General features: G+C 31.7%; 9 protein-coding genes and 1 tRNA gene. 1 reads left to right on the top strand and 9 read right to left on the bottom strand.

Annotated features, from left to right (window positions below; all coding sequences use genetic code 11):
- Nucleotides 1–1,201 precede the first annotated feature (1,201 nt).
- Nucleotides 1,202–4,414, bottom strand: a complete 3,213-nt coding sequence (locus tag JHL18_RS14425; RefSeq protein ID WP_200270387.1) for an InlB B-repeat-containing protein — start codon at nt 4,412–4,414, stop codon at nt 1,202–1,204.
- Nucleotides 4,415–4,928: 514 nt separating this feature from the next.
- A complete protein-coding gene (locus JHL18_RS14420) occupies nt 4,929–5,882 on the bottom strand; it encodes an L-lactate dehydrogenase (RefSeq protein WP_200270385.1) in 954 nt (317 codons plus the stop codon).
- Between the two features lie 329 nt (nt 5,883–6,211).
- Between JHL18_RS14420 and JHL18_RS14415 the strand changes: the two genes are divergently transcribed.
- Nucleotides 6,212–6,889 carry a uracil-DNA glycosylase gene (locus JHL18_RS14415; protein WP_200270383.1) on the top strand — a complete coding sequence of 226 codons (678 nt, stop codon included), beginning with the start codon at nt 6,212–6,214 and terminating at the stop codon, nt 6,887–6,889.
- 225 nt (nt 6,890–7,114) lie between these two features.
- Here the strand turns inward: JHL18_RS14415 and JHL18_RS14410 are convergent, their stop codons facing one another.
- The 7 genes from JHL18_RS14410 to JHL18_RS14380 form a co-directional block, all read right to left on the bottom strand.
- Complete coding sequence (locus tag JHL18_RS14410) at nt 7,115–7,342, bottom strand: hypothetical protein (RefSeq protein ID WP_200270381.1); 228 nt, start codon at nt 7,340–7,342, stop codon at nt 7,115–7,117.
- Nucleotides 7,343–7,628: 286 nt separating this feature from the next.
- Nucleotides 7,629–7,704, bottom strand: a tRNA-Phe gene (locus tag JHL18_RS14405).
- A 176-nt stretch (nt 7,705–7,880) separates the two neighbouring features.
- Nucleotides 7,881–10,769 (bottom strand): VWA domain-containing protein, encoded by a 2,889-nt coding sequence (locus tag JHL18_RS14400; RefSeq protein ID WP_200270379.1) that lies wholly within the window; start codon nt 10,767–10,769, stop codon nt 7,881–7,883.
- 35 nt (nt 10,770–10,804) lie between these two features.
- On the bottom strand, nt 10,805–12,604 hold the full coding sequence (locus JHL18_RS14395) for a vWA domain-containing protein (protein ID WP_200270377.1): 1,800 nt from the start codon (nt 12,602–12,604) through the stop codon (nt 10,805–10,807).
- Nucleotides 12,601–13,473: a DUF58 domain-containing protein gene (locus JHL18_RS14390; protein WP_200270375.1), complete on the bottom strand. Its 873-nt coding sequence runs from the start codon at nt 13,471–13,473 to the stop codon at nt 12,601–12,603. Before JHL18_RS14390 ends, JHL18_RS14395 begins: the two co-directional genes overlap by 4 nt.
- 12 nt (nt 13,474–13,485) lie before the next feature.
- Complete coding sequence (locus tag JHL18_RS14385; protein ID WP_200270373.1) at nt 13,486–14,469, bottom strand: AAA family ATPase; 984 nt, start codon at nt 14,467–14,469, stop codon at nt 13,486–13,488.
- Nucleotides 14,470–14,541: 72 nt separating this feature from the next.
- The gene (locus JHL18_RS14380; RefSeq protein WP_200270371.1) at nt 14,542–16,140 is read right to left on the bottom strand and encodes a hypothetical protein; all 1,599 of its coding nucleotides are present in this window, start codon (nt 16,138–16,140) and stop codon (nt 14,542–14,544) included.
- Between the last annotated feature and the right edge of the window lie 28 nt (nt 16,141–16,168).

Genomic DNA, 16,168 nt, shown 5'->3' with positions numbered 1-16,168 from the left:
CTCAATTTAAAGTTTAATCATAGCTTACTTACTTAGTAAGTCTTTTTTCAAAAGAATTGCTGGTTTAGTTTAAGTCTATATTTAGACTTTGTTTATCTTCTCTGTTTAATTTTCAAAGACCAAGTTTTTTTGTTACCGCTCATCAGCGACTTTTACATCTTAACATTTTCAAGATGTTATTGTCAACACTTTTTTAAAACTTTTTTGTATTTATAAGTTTTAGCTTTCGTGTTTTCTGCTGCGTGTTTCAGCGACGAGATTTATAATACCATGCTCATATACTTAATAAGTTTGCTAAATGTTGGGTAAATAACCTTTAATCACTATTACATAACTTTTCCTCAATAATCCTCTTTTTTTCTTATACTGATACACTTGGTGATGTTTATGTATCAAAAATCAACTTATCCTTGTTTATTATGGATTACGCTGCAATATTATATACATCAAATCAATAAATTAATTGGATTTTTTAAAAATACAGGTCATACTAATATAAGAAACTTTAGCCTTATATGAAAACTTAACATATTTTATTGAGGATATTATAATAAAAACTTATCCTAATCACCTGTAATTATTGAATTTAGCCAATATTAAAGATTTTATACTTTCTTTTACCGCAAATGTGTAACTTTTGCATGTATTCTTTTAGCTTATCAAGATACTCCTCAATAATTTCAATAGATATCTACAATGGTGTTTTTTTTCTTGATCTATGTACAAATTGAACATTTTCTTCATATTTCAGAGCATACAATCTGTCGTGGCTTAGCTTGATTTTCCCTAAGTCGGTAATAAGCCTAATATAAATTTGTTAAATCCATCACTCTTGTGAATGCTGGATTTATTTTTTTACGCAAGAGGAAGCTGTACACTAACTAGTTAGTGTACAGCTCCCTTATTATTGTTTATGAACTTATATCACAGTATAAATAGAATCTTAGGTGCTTTATATTTATTTTCGTATAAGTTTATTCTTTCTCTTATAGATAATCCAGTTCTAGCTAATAAAACAAAGCTATGTTTCTATTAGCTATTAATTGTAATAGGATTATCAAATATAGATTCTACTTGGAACTGGTTTATCTATAGATGTACCACTTCGAACCTCAATCTATTTTTAAAACTCTCACGGATTCTGGTGAGAGAATTTAAAAATAATAAGTTTTATTACGAAGTGGTTCATCTATATAGTTAACTACTCCATAGTAGCAGATACTATATTACTATATAAAGTGTACACATTTCCTTGGTTATCCTTATATATTAGATATGCCCTTGCATACCAAGTATCACCTAAAGCTACATTGGTTTTATTCATCATATACTGTCCACCAGTATTTTGATAGCTTGATTTTGCTCTTACAACTCCTAAAGTATTAAAATCTAAACTCGATGGTGCTGTCTGAGATTTTAGCAACACAAGTCCACATTCTACCATAGTATATCCTGTAGGGATATTAACCTGGCTTATAAAGGATATCTTTTTTGTGTCTTTGTTTACAATAGCTTTATCTTCAGTTAATGTAGGTAACATCTTAATAGGTGTTTCTGAGTATACTGCAGTAATCGTTGTATTTCCTGTTACTGCAAATGAATAAGTAGGTTCATAACTCACTATTAAACCATTTACCATCCAATATGAGAAGCTCTTTCCTTCAGGTGCTTGGTTAGCATTTACTGTTACCTTAGAATCAAAACTATAGTCCAAGATACCACTAGATATAGTTCCATTTTCCACATTAATTCTATATTTTACATTTCTTAATTTGTATAATGGTTTTATAGTTAAATCAGACTTAACATTTGTATAGCTAGTATCCCAGCCTATAAAATCATTATCTGGTTTAGATGGACTTAGTGGCGGAACCGCACTATCTCCTTCTGTTACTTGTTGAACTGAAAGTATTTGTCCACTTTCGTTCGTAAACTTAACTGTGTATACATTAGGCATTTTCTGCTTAAAGTTTGCTATTATATCTCTATTTGAAGTTATATTGAAACTATAAACATTATTCGTACTTATAATAGTGCCAGTATACTTTTCTTCCCAACTTACAAATTCATATCCGTTATTTGGTATAGCAGAAAGCTTAACAGAATCTCCATAAGTATAACTATCCATATTTCCATCTACATTGCCATTTACTGAAGAAATATTAACCTTATATCCTGTTTTTTTGCTCCACTTGCCATAAAGAGTCATATCCTTAACTATTGGTGAATTGATATCAAACTTATCTGCATATCCTTCATCCAAGTACCAACCTTCAAAATTACATCCCTCTTTATCGATGTTAGTTATCTCTTCTAGCTTATCGCCTTGTGGAACTTTCTGTGTTGATATTTCCGTATCTCTGCTTGACATAAACTTAACATTAAAGGTTGGGAGTTCCGTAAAATATGCATATAAGGTATTATTCTTAGTTACCTTGAAACTGTATGTAGGGTTTGTAACAACTTTCATCTCATTTATATCAAACCAACTATCAAAAGCATATCCTCTATTAGGAACAGCTGTTAACTGTGCAGTATCACCATAACTATATACCTCATTATTCCCAGTTATAGTGCCAAACATTGCATAAGCTTCAACTTTAAAACCTGTTTTCTTATTCCACTTACCATAAAGAGTTATATCTTGTGTTATCGGAGTATTAAAGTCAAATGGAGTAGTCAAAGCTTCATCTGAGTACCAATTATCAAAATCATATCCTTCTTTGTATACACCAAATGGTTTATTTGCCCTTTGATCTACTTCTATATTTTGAACTGGTACATCTGTATCTCCGTTAGACACAAAGGTTACTTTATGCTTAGGCAAAGAAATTACCTGAAATAATATTTTATACTCTCTTACAGTACCATCAGGTGCAGTTATATTTATATTAACAGTCTCTGACTGTCCACTAAAGAATACCCCTTGCTTTGAATTATAACCATAGGTTTCATAACCGTTTATCTTCATAACTGAATGAAAATCTTCTAAATATGGTGTATACTCTAAATAATAAATTGAACTAGGTACATTAACTGTATATTCACTTATCTCTCTATTAAAGTTCGGAGATAAATTATAGTTATCTACCACTATGTTTCTTAAATAAGCATTATCAGATTCCTTCCTTGTTATTTCGATAGTATAATTTTTCTTAGTTCCATTTTCTGAAGTAACTTCAATATTTACATTATTTGTCCCTACCTTTAAATCAGCATAGTAATCTACATACTCATTTTTATCCTTACCATCTATCTTTATATTGCTCTTGTCGTCTGATACTGTAGGATAAACAGCAATACCTACGATATTATAGGGCACAGTTGCTTTATAACTTGTGTTTTCTGGTGTGAATTCTGGCGACAAACTAATATTATTACCTAAAGCAAGACTTTTAAGATCTGCATTAGTTGATCTTGTATCTGTTAATTCTACAACATAATATTTATTACCTATTGCAAAGGTATCGATCCCGCCAGGACCTGAAGCATAATAACCTAGTGTATCACCACTATATATACCACCATCTCGCTGTATTCTCTCTTCCAATGGCCAGTAGGATTCATATTGAAATGAATTTTTATAACCTATGCCACCTTTATTTTGATCATTATTCATATACTTATCTATCTTATCAACTTTATCACCGGTATATTTAAAATCAATACGCTGCCTTGATGTAGCATGCATCACTTCTGGCTGAACACCTGTAATAGTAAAGGTGTTATCTATATAATTTTGAGCTTTATCACTAGCACGAACGGTTACCGTAGCTGTTTGTCCAACACTTAGTGTCTTTCCTTCTTTAAACTTTAGATTTCCTAACCCTTTACTTCCATCAACTGTAGTAGCCTCAAATAAATCTGATGAATCTTCAACAATACTAAAAGATTCTGTATCATATGGATCATCAGCTGACAGATTCGCTATTCTAACTCCTTCATAACCTGCTGGCGCGTTAGTATTGGAAATTCTAAGATTTGTAGGTGCTTTATTTATTACTTCTATTGTAACCTTTACTGGTTCTGTATAAGGTATAAAATTTCTATAATAATAATCTATAATTCCCCATCTTACATTAAAACTGTAGGTACCTGTCTTAAGTCCTTTAAACCTCACTTCCCCATTATGTATTCGGTTCTCCGTAAAATAATCACCTGCTCTAATATCAATACTACTGTTGGTTAAAGCTAATTCGCCTCCACTCTCAGGTAAAGATTCAAAACAGACTGCATCAAATCTTTCATATCCTAAATCAGCTGATGTTAGCATTATCTCCTGATCCTGAAGAACTGTTTTTGAAGTAACAGTAGCTGCATGCACCACTTTTTCTGGAATTGATATAACTATAGTATTAAAAATAAATAAAAAACATATTAATCTTGAAATTAACCTAATTTTATTGTCTTTCAAATCTTCCCCTCCTAGTTTCCCATTAAACCGTTATCATTAAGTATAAATTAGTTATCTACTATAACTTGTAAAAGACTAAAATATAATATCTAATTTTTCAAATCGACTCCTTTCAATAAGTAATCTGAAGTGTATCATATCTAGTAAATATTATGATAATTTTTCCAATATAACCTATATTACGACATTTTATTACATGTTACAAACTTTATATTCATTGCACTTTGCCATCTATAACAAAATCCACTATAAAATCTTATTTTATCGACCCAATTTAAACTAGTATTAATATCCGAAAAACAATATCTCAAGTTATTTTTTATCTCCATCTAATATGGTGTCAATTAAATCTAACTCCTCCATAAAAAACTAGTCTACACCACAATATCTTATATTAATAGGAATTAATTTTTATAATGAGCTTTACACTTATAAATCCAGTAAGAATTATGCAAAAAGAGCTGTGCACTAATTATTTAGTGCAACAGCCCCATTTAAACAATACCGATATATTCTAATGTCCTAATCTTGCAATATATCCTCTTAAAGATTCATTAGCTTTCTTAAATTTCAACTTTTCTTGCTCTGTCATATTTATTTGTACTATATCTTTTACACCTTCAGCATTAATAATGGCTGGTACTCCAGATGCAACATTGTATTCACCATATTCACCATCTAATATTGCTGATACCGGTATTATACTGTGTTCATCAAATAATATTGATTTTATTATCCCTACCGCAGCAGAAGATATACCATAATAGGTACTTCCACCTTTTCTATTAAAAACTGCCCAACCTTCTTGGGAAACTCTATATTCAATTTCATCTAAATTTAATTTGCCATAAGTATCCGGATGATCTTCCATTATTTTTAGGAATGGTTTACCGCCAACATAAACATGTGACCATGGTATCATTTGAGCATCTCCGTGCTCTCCCATAGCATATCCTTGCACTGATCTTGGATCTACATCCAAGTATTCAGAAATCATCGTCTTAAGTCTAGCACTATCTACAGAAGTACCTGTTCCCATAACTTTGTTTCTTGGTAATCCTGATATCTTCCAAACATGATAAGTTATAATATCTACAGGATTAGATACTATTATGAAAAACCCATCAAATCCAGACTTCATTATTGGTTCAACAATGCTATTACATATCTTAGCACTAATCTCTAGGGTATCTATTCTACTTTGTCCTATCTTAGGTGGCGCCCCTGCTGTTATTATTACTACATCTGCATCCCCACATTGATCATATCCTCCTTGATATATTTTTGTTCTTTTAGGAAGATATTCAACTGCATGAGTTAAATCCATCGCTTCACCTAGCGCTTTTTCTTCATTTAGGTCTATCATTAGTACTTCTTCGCATACACCTTGGTTTACTAAACTAAATGCACAACTTGAACCTACAAGACCTGTTCCTACAATAGCTACTTTCCTTGGTTTGATTGCCATTTTAAAGCCCCCTTAACAATTTTTACATTTCAATATAAATTATATCTTTTCCGTAAAATACACTTCAACTATTTTATTTTTACCAACTAGTAAATATAATATGAGATTATCACAATCAAACATCCTTTTTTTCATATTCTTTATTAATACTGCCCTTAAGTTATATGTAAGATATTATTTTTATTTATTTTATGAAAATTTGATATAATAATATAAATATACTTATTTAATAAGTTCATATTTCAACCTATTTTAAAATTTGTATTTATTAAAAATCATTAGTATATTTAGACTCATAATAATTTTATATAAAATGAGGTGAAAACTTAATGTCTGTTAATTTTAAAAATGAATGGGATAGTTTATTAAAGAACGAATTCGAAAAGGAATACTACCTTAAATTGAGAAAATTTTTAGTTTCCGAATATGAAAAGAAAACAATCTTTCCAGATAAATATGATATCTTTAATGCTTTGCATTATACTTCCTATAGTGATGTTAAGGTAGTTATACTTGGCCAAGACCCTTATCACGGACCTAATCAAGCTCATGGATTAAGCTTTTCTGTGAAACCTGGAGTAAAAATCCCTCCATCACTTCTAAATATGTACAAAGAATTAAAAGATGATCTAGGTTGCTACATACCTAATAATGGATACTTAAAAAAATGGGCGGATCAAGGAGTTTTGCTCTTAAATACATCTCTTACTGTAGTGGCTAGTGAAGCAAACTCTCATAAGAGTATTGGTTGGGAGATTTTCACTGATAAAATAATATCTTTATTAAATGAAAGAAAGGATCCTATAGTATTTATACTTTGGGGAAACAATGCTATATCAAAGGAAAAGCTAATAACAAATGGTTGGCACTACATAATCAAGTCAGTACATCCAAGTCCATTATCTGCTTCAAGAGGCTTTTTTGGCAGTAAACCTTTTTCTAAGACAAATAAGTTTCTTGAGTCTACAGGTAAAACTCCTATCGATTGGCAGATAGAGAACATATAAACTACATTGAAATATCTAGATTAAATCAATATAAAAACTTTATACTTTCCTTTACAGAAATAAAAGGACTGAATTATATCAAACAATTCAGTCCTTCTTAACTTAAAACTAAGTTTATTCTCATATTATACATTTCTAATTTACTATTCATTCTCTTTTCATAACATCCCACGTCTTTATCCTATAGAGTTCCTTATTAAACTATTAAGTATGCACGTCGTTAAATTATCTTTTGATAGATGTCTGTTTACCTTCTATAAAAGCTTTTTTTCTCACTCGTAAATAAAACGAGTAAGTCAATGAAACTAATATTCCGACAACACCGCCGGCTGCAAATCCTAAAGTTACATAATTTAATAGTGCACCCGCTACTATACCAACACCTGCACCAATAGCTATCCCTTTTGCAAGCAAATCATTTTCTTTATCAGTTAAACTTAGTTTATCTAACATAACAGCAACTCCTTAATAAATTATAGGTTATAATGAAAAGTTTTATATCTTACTTCTAATTATAATACCAATTTATTAAGAAATTCTTTCAAAAAACTTAAAGTAATATTAAGATTTAGTTAAAATAATGTATTTGTAGAAAAATAGACAGGTGAATAAGTTTTATTTCTTACTATATAATCATAAAAAGCTTCTAATCATATTGAAATACCTAGGTTTAATGGACATAAAAATTTTATATCTTTCTATACAAAAAAACCTTTAATAACTTTAGTTATTAAAGGTTTGGTGGCTCGAGCAGGAATCGAACCAGCGACACGAGGATTTTCAGTCCTCTGCTCTACCGACTGAGCTATCGAGCCATAACTCACATTTATAAATTATACACATCTGCTCATATTTTGTCAATAACATAAAAAATATAATAAAAACTAAATATTGATCTATATAATAAACCAGCCATCATAGAAGTTGTTTCTATGATGGCCATTAGTTTATTACTCTTACCATTTCTATTGTTTGAATTATTACATATAATCTATTTTTTAAATCTTTTATTTTTTAACAGTTGCGAGGTATTTAAAGTTGAAGATTTGTTCTCATCTATCTTCTCTTTATTATCTTCTAGAACTTTCTTGACCTCACTAGCTTTTGGAGGATTTAAGTCAATGAATTCATTATTATAAGTTTCAGGTTTGTTTGCTCCATCAATATTACTCCTATTATTCTTATGAGTGCTTTTATTTACACTCATCTCCTTTAGATCAGTATCTTTATCACTACCAGCAACTACTGAACCTAAGTTTTTTAACTTGTTAGTTTTGTTAAACTTAATCCTATTTGAAGTTAAAGCTTTAAATAACTTATCTATAAACAACTTAATCTTAGATAAATTCAAATTCAACCTTCTTAAAGCAATATCAAACATCAAAATTATTAGTGCTAGTGCTAGTAAAAATACACTTAAATCTCTTTGGCCTTTTTTCTTTATAATTTCAGTACTAAAAACTTCTTCGGAGGTTTTTATTATCTTCCCTCCATTTTCAGTAATGATTTTATCAGTTTTATTGCCCTCTTCTCTTATCTTATATTCTGGAGAATACTGCCTAGCGTATCCTGAGTTTACCGAACTTAAGGTTTCTCCACTTTTGCTTTGCTTTGCGCTTATCATATATACTCCATCTTCTTTTGTCTGAAAGTTTCCGGTGTATTCTCCTGGAGCTGTAGGATATAACTTTATATCTTTACTTTCACCTTGAGGATTAACAATAGTTGCAGTGGTATCAACTTCGCCTTGATTCTTCTTATCTTTTAAGACAACCTTTGCTCCATTGCCATCATTACTCACTTCCATAGATACATCTTCATCATTATAATTCTCTATAGAAAAATTAATTATGTTCTGCCATAACTTTAAGTTTTTTCCCCATCCTATATAGTTTGCACTCCACTTACCTGATATATCTGAATTCCAAGCTACCGCTTTTCCAAGTCCATACTGCCAAACTGTCAAAATCGGATCATCTTCATCACTCTTCAATATCATTCTCGCAGTTTCTTTTTGAGATGAACCTATGTACCCTAAAAGAGATGGTAGCCCTCCATCAGCTACTCCACTTATGATACTGTGCTCAGTACTTATCTTAGGTGTAAATTCTCTATTATTTAGGTACATTCTTGCAGCCATAAAGGTTTCTTTTGAAAATATTCTAGGTATATTAGTGTACTCATCAGTAACATAGGATCTACCTCCACAAAAGTCTGCAATACCTTTAAGAAGATTCTTATCTGCATCTCTTCCTACTGCTACTGTTGAAACAGTTATATTATCCTTATTTATATCCTTTAACAAATTGTCATATCCTGTTCTTTCTGCTTGCCCATCTGTCAAAAGAATTATATGTTTTATTTTTGCATCGCTTTCTTTTAATGATTTATAACCAGCCTCAAGTGCTGGAAGTATACTAGTGCCTCCTCCAGCACGTATACTTCCTATATCATCCTCTATCTTTTTAGAATCATTTATAACTCCTCTTTTTACCGCCCAACTATATTCTCCATCGAAGGTAAGAACTCCAATCTCATCTTTTCCTGTTCTTAAGGAATCAAGACTTCTAATAGCAGCTTCCTTTGCCATGTCAACCTTGCTTACTCCAGCCAGTCCTTCTGTCATACTTCCTGATTTATCAATTATCAGCATCATGGCCATTTTAGGAATTTCTTTTTTCCCTCTCATGTCCATATACACTGGCAATACCTTTTCAAGAGAGGTCTTAGAATATCCCCCTAAAGCAAAAGAGTTATCTCCACCAGTAGCTATAAAGCCCCCTCCAAAGTCTTTTACATAACTTTCTAAGGAATTCATAAACCCTTCATTGAGATCATCAGCTGATACATTACAGGTTATTATACTCTTGTAAGTTGTCATCTCCTGAAGACTTCTTGGAGCTGACTTTGCATTTACTACAGTGAAATCTAGTGAAGATGCTGTAAGCATCTTAGTAAGTTCACCAGCCTCATTTTCACCACCATCTATTATAAGAATCTTAGGTTTTGAAGTAATCATGGTAAAGGCTGATGCTTCGTTATTTTTTAGCTCCTTGTCTTTATCTGCTTCTACCGTTACTTTATATCCCTTGAAGCCTCCAGTAGTGGCTTTATCCCTAAATACATATTTATTTATACCCTTAGTTAAATGAACGCTTTGCTCTCCAACCTTTTCTCTACCATTAAATAACGATAATTTTGCATTAGTATCTGTAGTGCTTTGTATATTAACTGACAGATTAAATTCTTCATCTAATACTAGTTTTTCAGGCACAGAGATACTTTGAACAGCTATTTCTTCTGATTTATCTTTCTCTTTTTTGTAGTATTCAAGTTCTATCCCCTGCTGCTTTATAGATGGCATTATTTTATTTAAATCACCTTGATTTTCATCTCCATCTGAAAGTAATACAATTCTTTTATTCGAATTACTTGGAAATAAGGCGATGGCTGATGCTAAAGCACTTTCAATATCTGTATAATTTTTATCCACATTACCATCAATTCTTGAAAAATTCGATTCCTTAGAAATAAAACTTTCTACTTGAGTATTTCCTCCAAAAGAAAGCACTCCAATCTGGTCCTTAGATGATTTTTCTTTTACGGCATCTTTCACAAATGTTTCAAAAGAAACTTTATCTGCATTTACCGAGTCAGAATTATCAATTAAAAATATAGTTGTATTATTATTTAATTTCCAGTAAAAGCTAGTGCCACATATAGATAACATTATTAAAGTAATAACAATACTTCTTAAAATCACAGCCCATTTTCTTTTTGATTTATTTATTCTAACTGCATACTTTGATAAAAATATTATAATTCCTATTAGAATTGGAATAAATAGTAGAAGATATGGTCTTATAAAACTAAACCCCATAACTGTCCTCCTCTTCCTTTATATTGATCAAAACACTATCTTCCGTGGATTCGTACATAAGCAAACCATTCTATAAGTAACACTAAAAGCGCAAGTGCTAGCAGAATATTAGTCAAATTAATGCCACTTTTGGAAAGTTCACCTCCACCCTTCTGTGGGTTTTTAGAAGCAATATTTTTAGAAGTATCACTTTCAGAGGTTGGAAAATTCACGGCTATGAGCTTAGTCTGCTCATTCTTATCTATCTTCTGATGAATCTCATATATACCAGTTTTATACGCTTCATCAAAAGGCTTCAGAGGATATTTCGTTCCAAGATCAATATTGTCACTATATGGAGGCTTCATCCATATCTTATTTGCTTCTGGTTGTGGTATTACTTCTATATTTTCACCAGTATAATACTGGGTTCCAGATACAGTATCCCTGTTTAGCATGTAAGACATTAAGTTATTTATAAATATAGGGAATTCTGGAGTTAACGGCATATCACTGTTATGCAGATCAAATGCTATTGCACCAACCTTTTGCCCTTTAACTTCCCCGCAAAACGCTGCATTGTTATTTCCAACCTTTATTATAGTGGATCCCCAAGAAGGAACTTCTATATTCTTCACCTTGGAAACTACAAAGCTACTCTTATCCATATACTTGGTCACTACATGGGATACTACATTTCCTTTTCCTCCGTCTCTTTCCGATGAGACATTGAAATAATCATTGTTTTTCTCTGGATTAATTATCAATATATTTCCCTTTTTAGGTAAGGACTCTGGAAGTTTACCATCAAAAATATATAAATCATAATCCCCCTCTATAGACTCTCCAGGATTAGTTTTAAATAATTCTATATCTTTTATTGTTGATATAGCCTTTTCAAGAAACACATTCTGGTTAGAAGACATTAGAACCTTGGAGCCATCTTTTTGTTTCACTATAGAATAAATAACATTGTCCTCATCTAGTGCATCCTTTTGTGATAGCTCACACTTTAGGAATCTGTCTTTAGTCTGAACCTTATCAAAGTAAATAGTCTTTGTTTCCCCACTTTTTATATCAACATTCTTTATATCTAAAAGCTTCTCTTCACCATATAACAAGATTTCAGAATTAGTTTCATTACCATGATTAGTAACCCTCACCATAACCTTTAAATAATCATTATCTTTACTTTGAGATATATAATCCAAACTTACATTTTCTTTCGGTATTGATAGACTGACAACTTCACCATTTATCTCTTTTAAATTAACATCAGAATCGGTATAATACACTACCTTGTAGCTATTATAGCTATTGCATATTGACTTTATAAGTGAGTATGTATCATTTATATCACCTGCACTATTAGTAGGTTTAATAGTTTTAATCTTATTTATAACTTCTTTTCTATCAGTAGAAGCACTAAGCTCAACCTTGCTGTTCTTTGACGCAGAAACCAATGTAATTCTGCTATCTGAAGATAATCCTTTAACCATATCTTCTGCTTTTTTTTCAGCTTCCTCAAGTCTAGTATTTTTTTCACCTAAAGCACTCATACTTCCACTATTGTCGATAACTATAATCACATTCTCAAAATTCTTACTTCCTATATTTACAAAAGGACTTGCAAGTGCAAAAATAGCTAACAGTAAAGTTAAAAGCTGAAGAAAAAATAATAGATTATTCCTAAACTTCTCAAAGGGTGTAGAAGCTTCTGTTTCAGCTAAGACTTGTTGCCATAAAAAAAGACTTGATATCTCTTTTTCTTCATATTTTTGCTTTAATATATACATTAAAATTAATATAGGTATAAGAAGAAGAAACCATAAAGACATTTGTGAATAAAGCTTCATATGATTCCCTCCTTACTAAGTTTTTCAAACACTACCTTTTGTAGATCTTCCTCAGAAGATACTTGAACAAGGCTTCCCCCATATCTTTTTAACTGTTCTTTTATTCCATTAGTCAATGATTTTAGTTTCAACTCATATGCCTTCATGAGTTTTGGAGTAATAGTTATATTTATCTCCTCCATGGTTTCACTATCAACAAGTCTCACTTGTCCATCAATCTTAGGATTAAGTTCTTCCTCTGTGAGGATTTGAATAAATATTATTTGCTGTTTATTAAAAGCAAAATACTTTACTAAACTCTCAATTGAGCCTTTAGTAAAGAAATCAGATATCACCACAGCTACTGCTCTAGGTTTAAGTGGTTTCTTTTTTATAGCTTCCCAAAGATTCGTACTCCCACTAAAATCAGCATTTTCTATAAAACTCAGTGCTTGCTGAAAAGATCCTTTTCCCATAAAAGAAGTAGATGGTATTAAGCTATTACCAGATATCTTGTTAATACATACTCTATCTAAATTATTTATAGCTAAGTATGTAAATACAGCAGAGAGTCTTTGAGCCATTTTGGCCTTGCTCTCTTCTCCAAAATCCATAGACTTACTGCAATCAATAAAAATATTTATATACGCTTCTCTCTCTTCCATAAACAACTTTAAAAAAAGCTTTTCAAATCTTCCATAAGCATTCCAGTCTACTCTTCTAAAATCATCTCCTGGAGTATACTCTCTGAAATCAGAAAATTCTACAGAACTTCCCTTTGCTTTAGATCGTCTTCCTCCAGCTGCTCCATTATTTATGGTCATTCTAGCTTTAAGAGATATATTTTCAAGGTTTTTAAAGAAATCACCATTAAATACCTTATCACTCATCTAAACACGCCCTTATTTTAATTGACTTTCTAATATTTCTGAAATTATATTTTCAGCTGTAATACCATCAGCTACTGCATCAAAATTCATGAAAAAACGATGTCTAAGTGCTGGATAAGCAACGTATTTTATATCTTCAAAGGATATATTAAATCGACCTTCCATAATAGCTCTTACTCTAGATGTTGAGATTATCGCTTGTGCAGCTCTAGGGCTGGCACCATATCTTATATACTTTTTTGATATTTCAGGAGAGTTTTCATAGTCTGGATGGGTGGAAAGAACTATCTTTAAAGCATATTCTTCTACTGCTTTAGAAATTGGCACTTCTTTTAAAAGTTTTCTCACTTCTAATATTTCTTCACCAGCCATCATCTTTCCTAGCTCCTCAGCCTCATTATTTATAGTAACTCCTATTATGCTTTTAAGTTCTTCTAAATTTGGGAAAGGAACATTTAACTTAAACAAAAATCTATCTAATTGTGCTTCTGGAAGAGGATAAGTTCCTTCATTTTCTATAGGATTTTGAGTTGCTAAAACCATAAAAGGTTCAGAAAGAGTATAGGTGGAGCTTCCTACTGTAACTGTATGCTCCTGCATTGCCTCAAGAAGTGCAGACTGAGTTTTTGGTGTTGCTCTATTTATTTCATCCGCCAACACTAAGTTAGAGAAAATTGGCCCTTTTTGAAATTGAAAAGCACTATTTCCTTTGCTATCTTTAATAATAATATTTGTACCAACCACATCAGCAGGCATTAGGTCAGGTGTAAATTGTATTCTTGAAAATGGTAAATCTAAAACCTTTGATAGAGTTTTTACTAGCTGAGTTTTTCCAAGACCAGGCGATCCTTCAAGAAGCACGTTTCCACCAGTAAATATAGCTATTAAAACTTGTCTAACTATATCTTTTTGCCCTATTATAGCTTTGCCAATTTCATTTTCCACTTTCTCTATCTTTTGTATTATACTTTTTACGCTTTCTTCATTTATACTCATGTTATTCTCCTTATTATTTTATCTCTACAAATGCCTTAATTTACTTTAACGGTTTTAAAGATGAAAAGATATCTACTGTTGTAATGATGAAAAATACCCCTTTATTATCTCTGTCATACCGTCAGGGACCTCATAGTTTTCCATATTTTCCATAGCTTCTTTACTGTATTCACCTACAACTTGATCATAAGGTTTTAGTTCTCCTAGAGTAGCATTAGATTTATCTGTTATTTCGCTCTCACTATTTCCACTGGTTCCAGACTTACCACTTAAAGAAGATGTTTTCCCATCTCCTCCAAGTCTGCTTGGAGTAAATACTTTTTCATATTCCTTCTCTTTCGAAGTACCTGGAGGCTTATTTCCTACTCCTCCACCAGAATAAGGATTTACATCATTAGATCCGTTAGAAGTTCCACTTCCAGCTCCACTTCCTCCGCCACCTGTTCCATTTCCTCCTGATCCTGATCCACTTCCAGAACCACTTCCATCTCCGCTACCGTTTCCACTACCACTGCCGTTTCCAGAGCCACTTCCTTGACCTTGAGAATTTTGATCCTTAGCTTCAGCTAGCTGTTGATCTTCATTTCCTAAATCTTTCTGAAGTGAAGCTAGTGCTTGATTTTTATTTCTTTGCGATGAAGCCTTAGCTAGGGAGTTACTAACCGAACTTACAGCTTTATTTATTGCGGCTTCATCACCTGATGATAGTGAATCTGAAAGTTCACCTAAGCTACTTTTAAGATCGCTACTGCTTAAAGATGCTGATGTACTTGAAAGACTATTTTTAAGTGCCTCTTTTTGCTTACTATCCATGTTCTTCATATCATTTTTAAGCTTATCTAATTGGCTTTGAAGTTTTTTATCATCATTATTCTTTATGGCATCTGCTAGATCTTTTGTAGCATCATTCTTTTTAAGTCCTTCTGCTAGTTTATTTAAATCCTTGTCTAACGCTTTGTTCTTATCTATATCTAGTTTTTTTGCCAGCTTTTCTTTAGCTTTATCTATTTCCTTATCATTTTTTGCTAGTTTTATATCCTTCTTTAATTCCTCTGTCTTCGCTATAAGTTCCTTCTTCTCTTGCTCCGTCAGCTTCTTATTTTCACTTATCTCCTTCTTAGCATTTTCTATCTTTTTCACTTCTTCTTTCTTTTCTACATTAAGTGCATGAAGTCTATTTGCCTCATCCTTTAATGTATCTGGTATAAAAAATGTAAGAGAAAATATCACCATAGCTCCTATAAGCGTTCTAAGTATCCCTTTTGAAGGTATTAGTCTTATATGTTTAGCGTAATCTAAGTTATTAAATTTCACTAAAGCATCTTCAGCTTGAACCCTTTTGTATATATTTTCTTCATCCATAAGTTCAAGAGCTGTTGATACCCTCTGATTTAGTCCAAAGGAATCAACTATCTCACTAACCTTTTTCAACTTTGGCATGAATACAATAGTGGAAACTACAGAAGCTACTAATGCTACGGAATATATGGAAGGAAGCCATATGAAATAAACTCCATATATAGGTATAAGCCTTGAAACTAATGCTACCACAATTATTAGTATAGTAGAGATAGCAAGAGCACTAGAAAAGTTCCTTAGAAACTTTTGCACATAAATTCTTTTTTTCACCTTTTTTAGTCTAGCTATTATCTCTTTATATGGACTATCCAACATGGCACCTCCTATAATTTTTATTAAA

The sequence above is a fragment of the Clostridium yunnanense genome (assembly GCF_016595795.1).
In the GTDB taxonomy this organism is placed as follows: Bacteria; Bacillota; Clostridia; order Clostridiales; family Clostridiaceae; genus Clostridium_AR; species Clostridium_AR yunnanense.
This window is presented reverse-complemented; position numbering and strand designations above follow the sequence as displayed.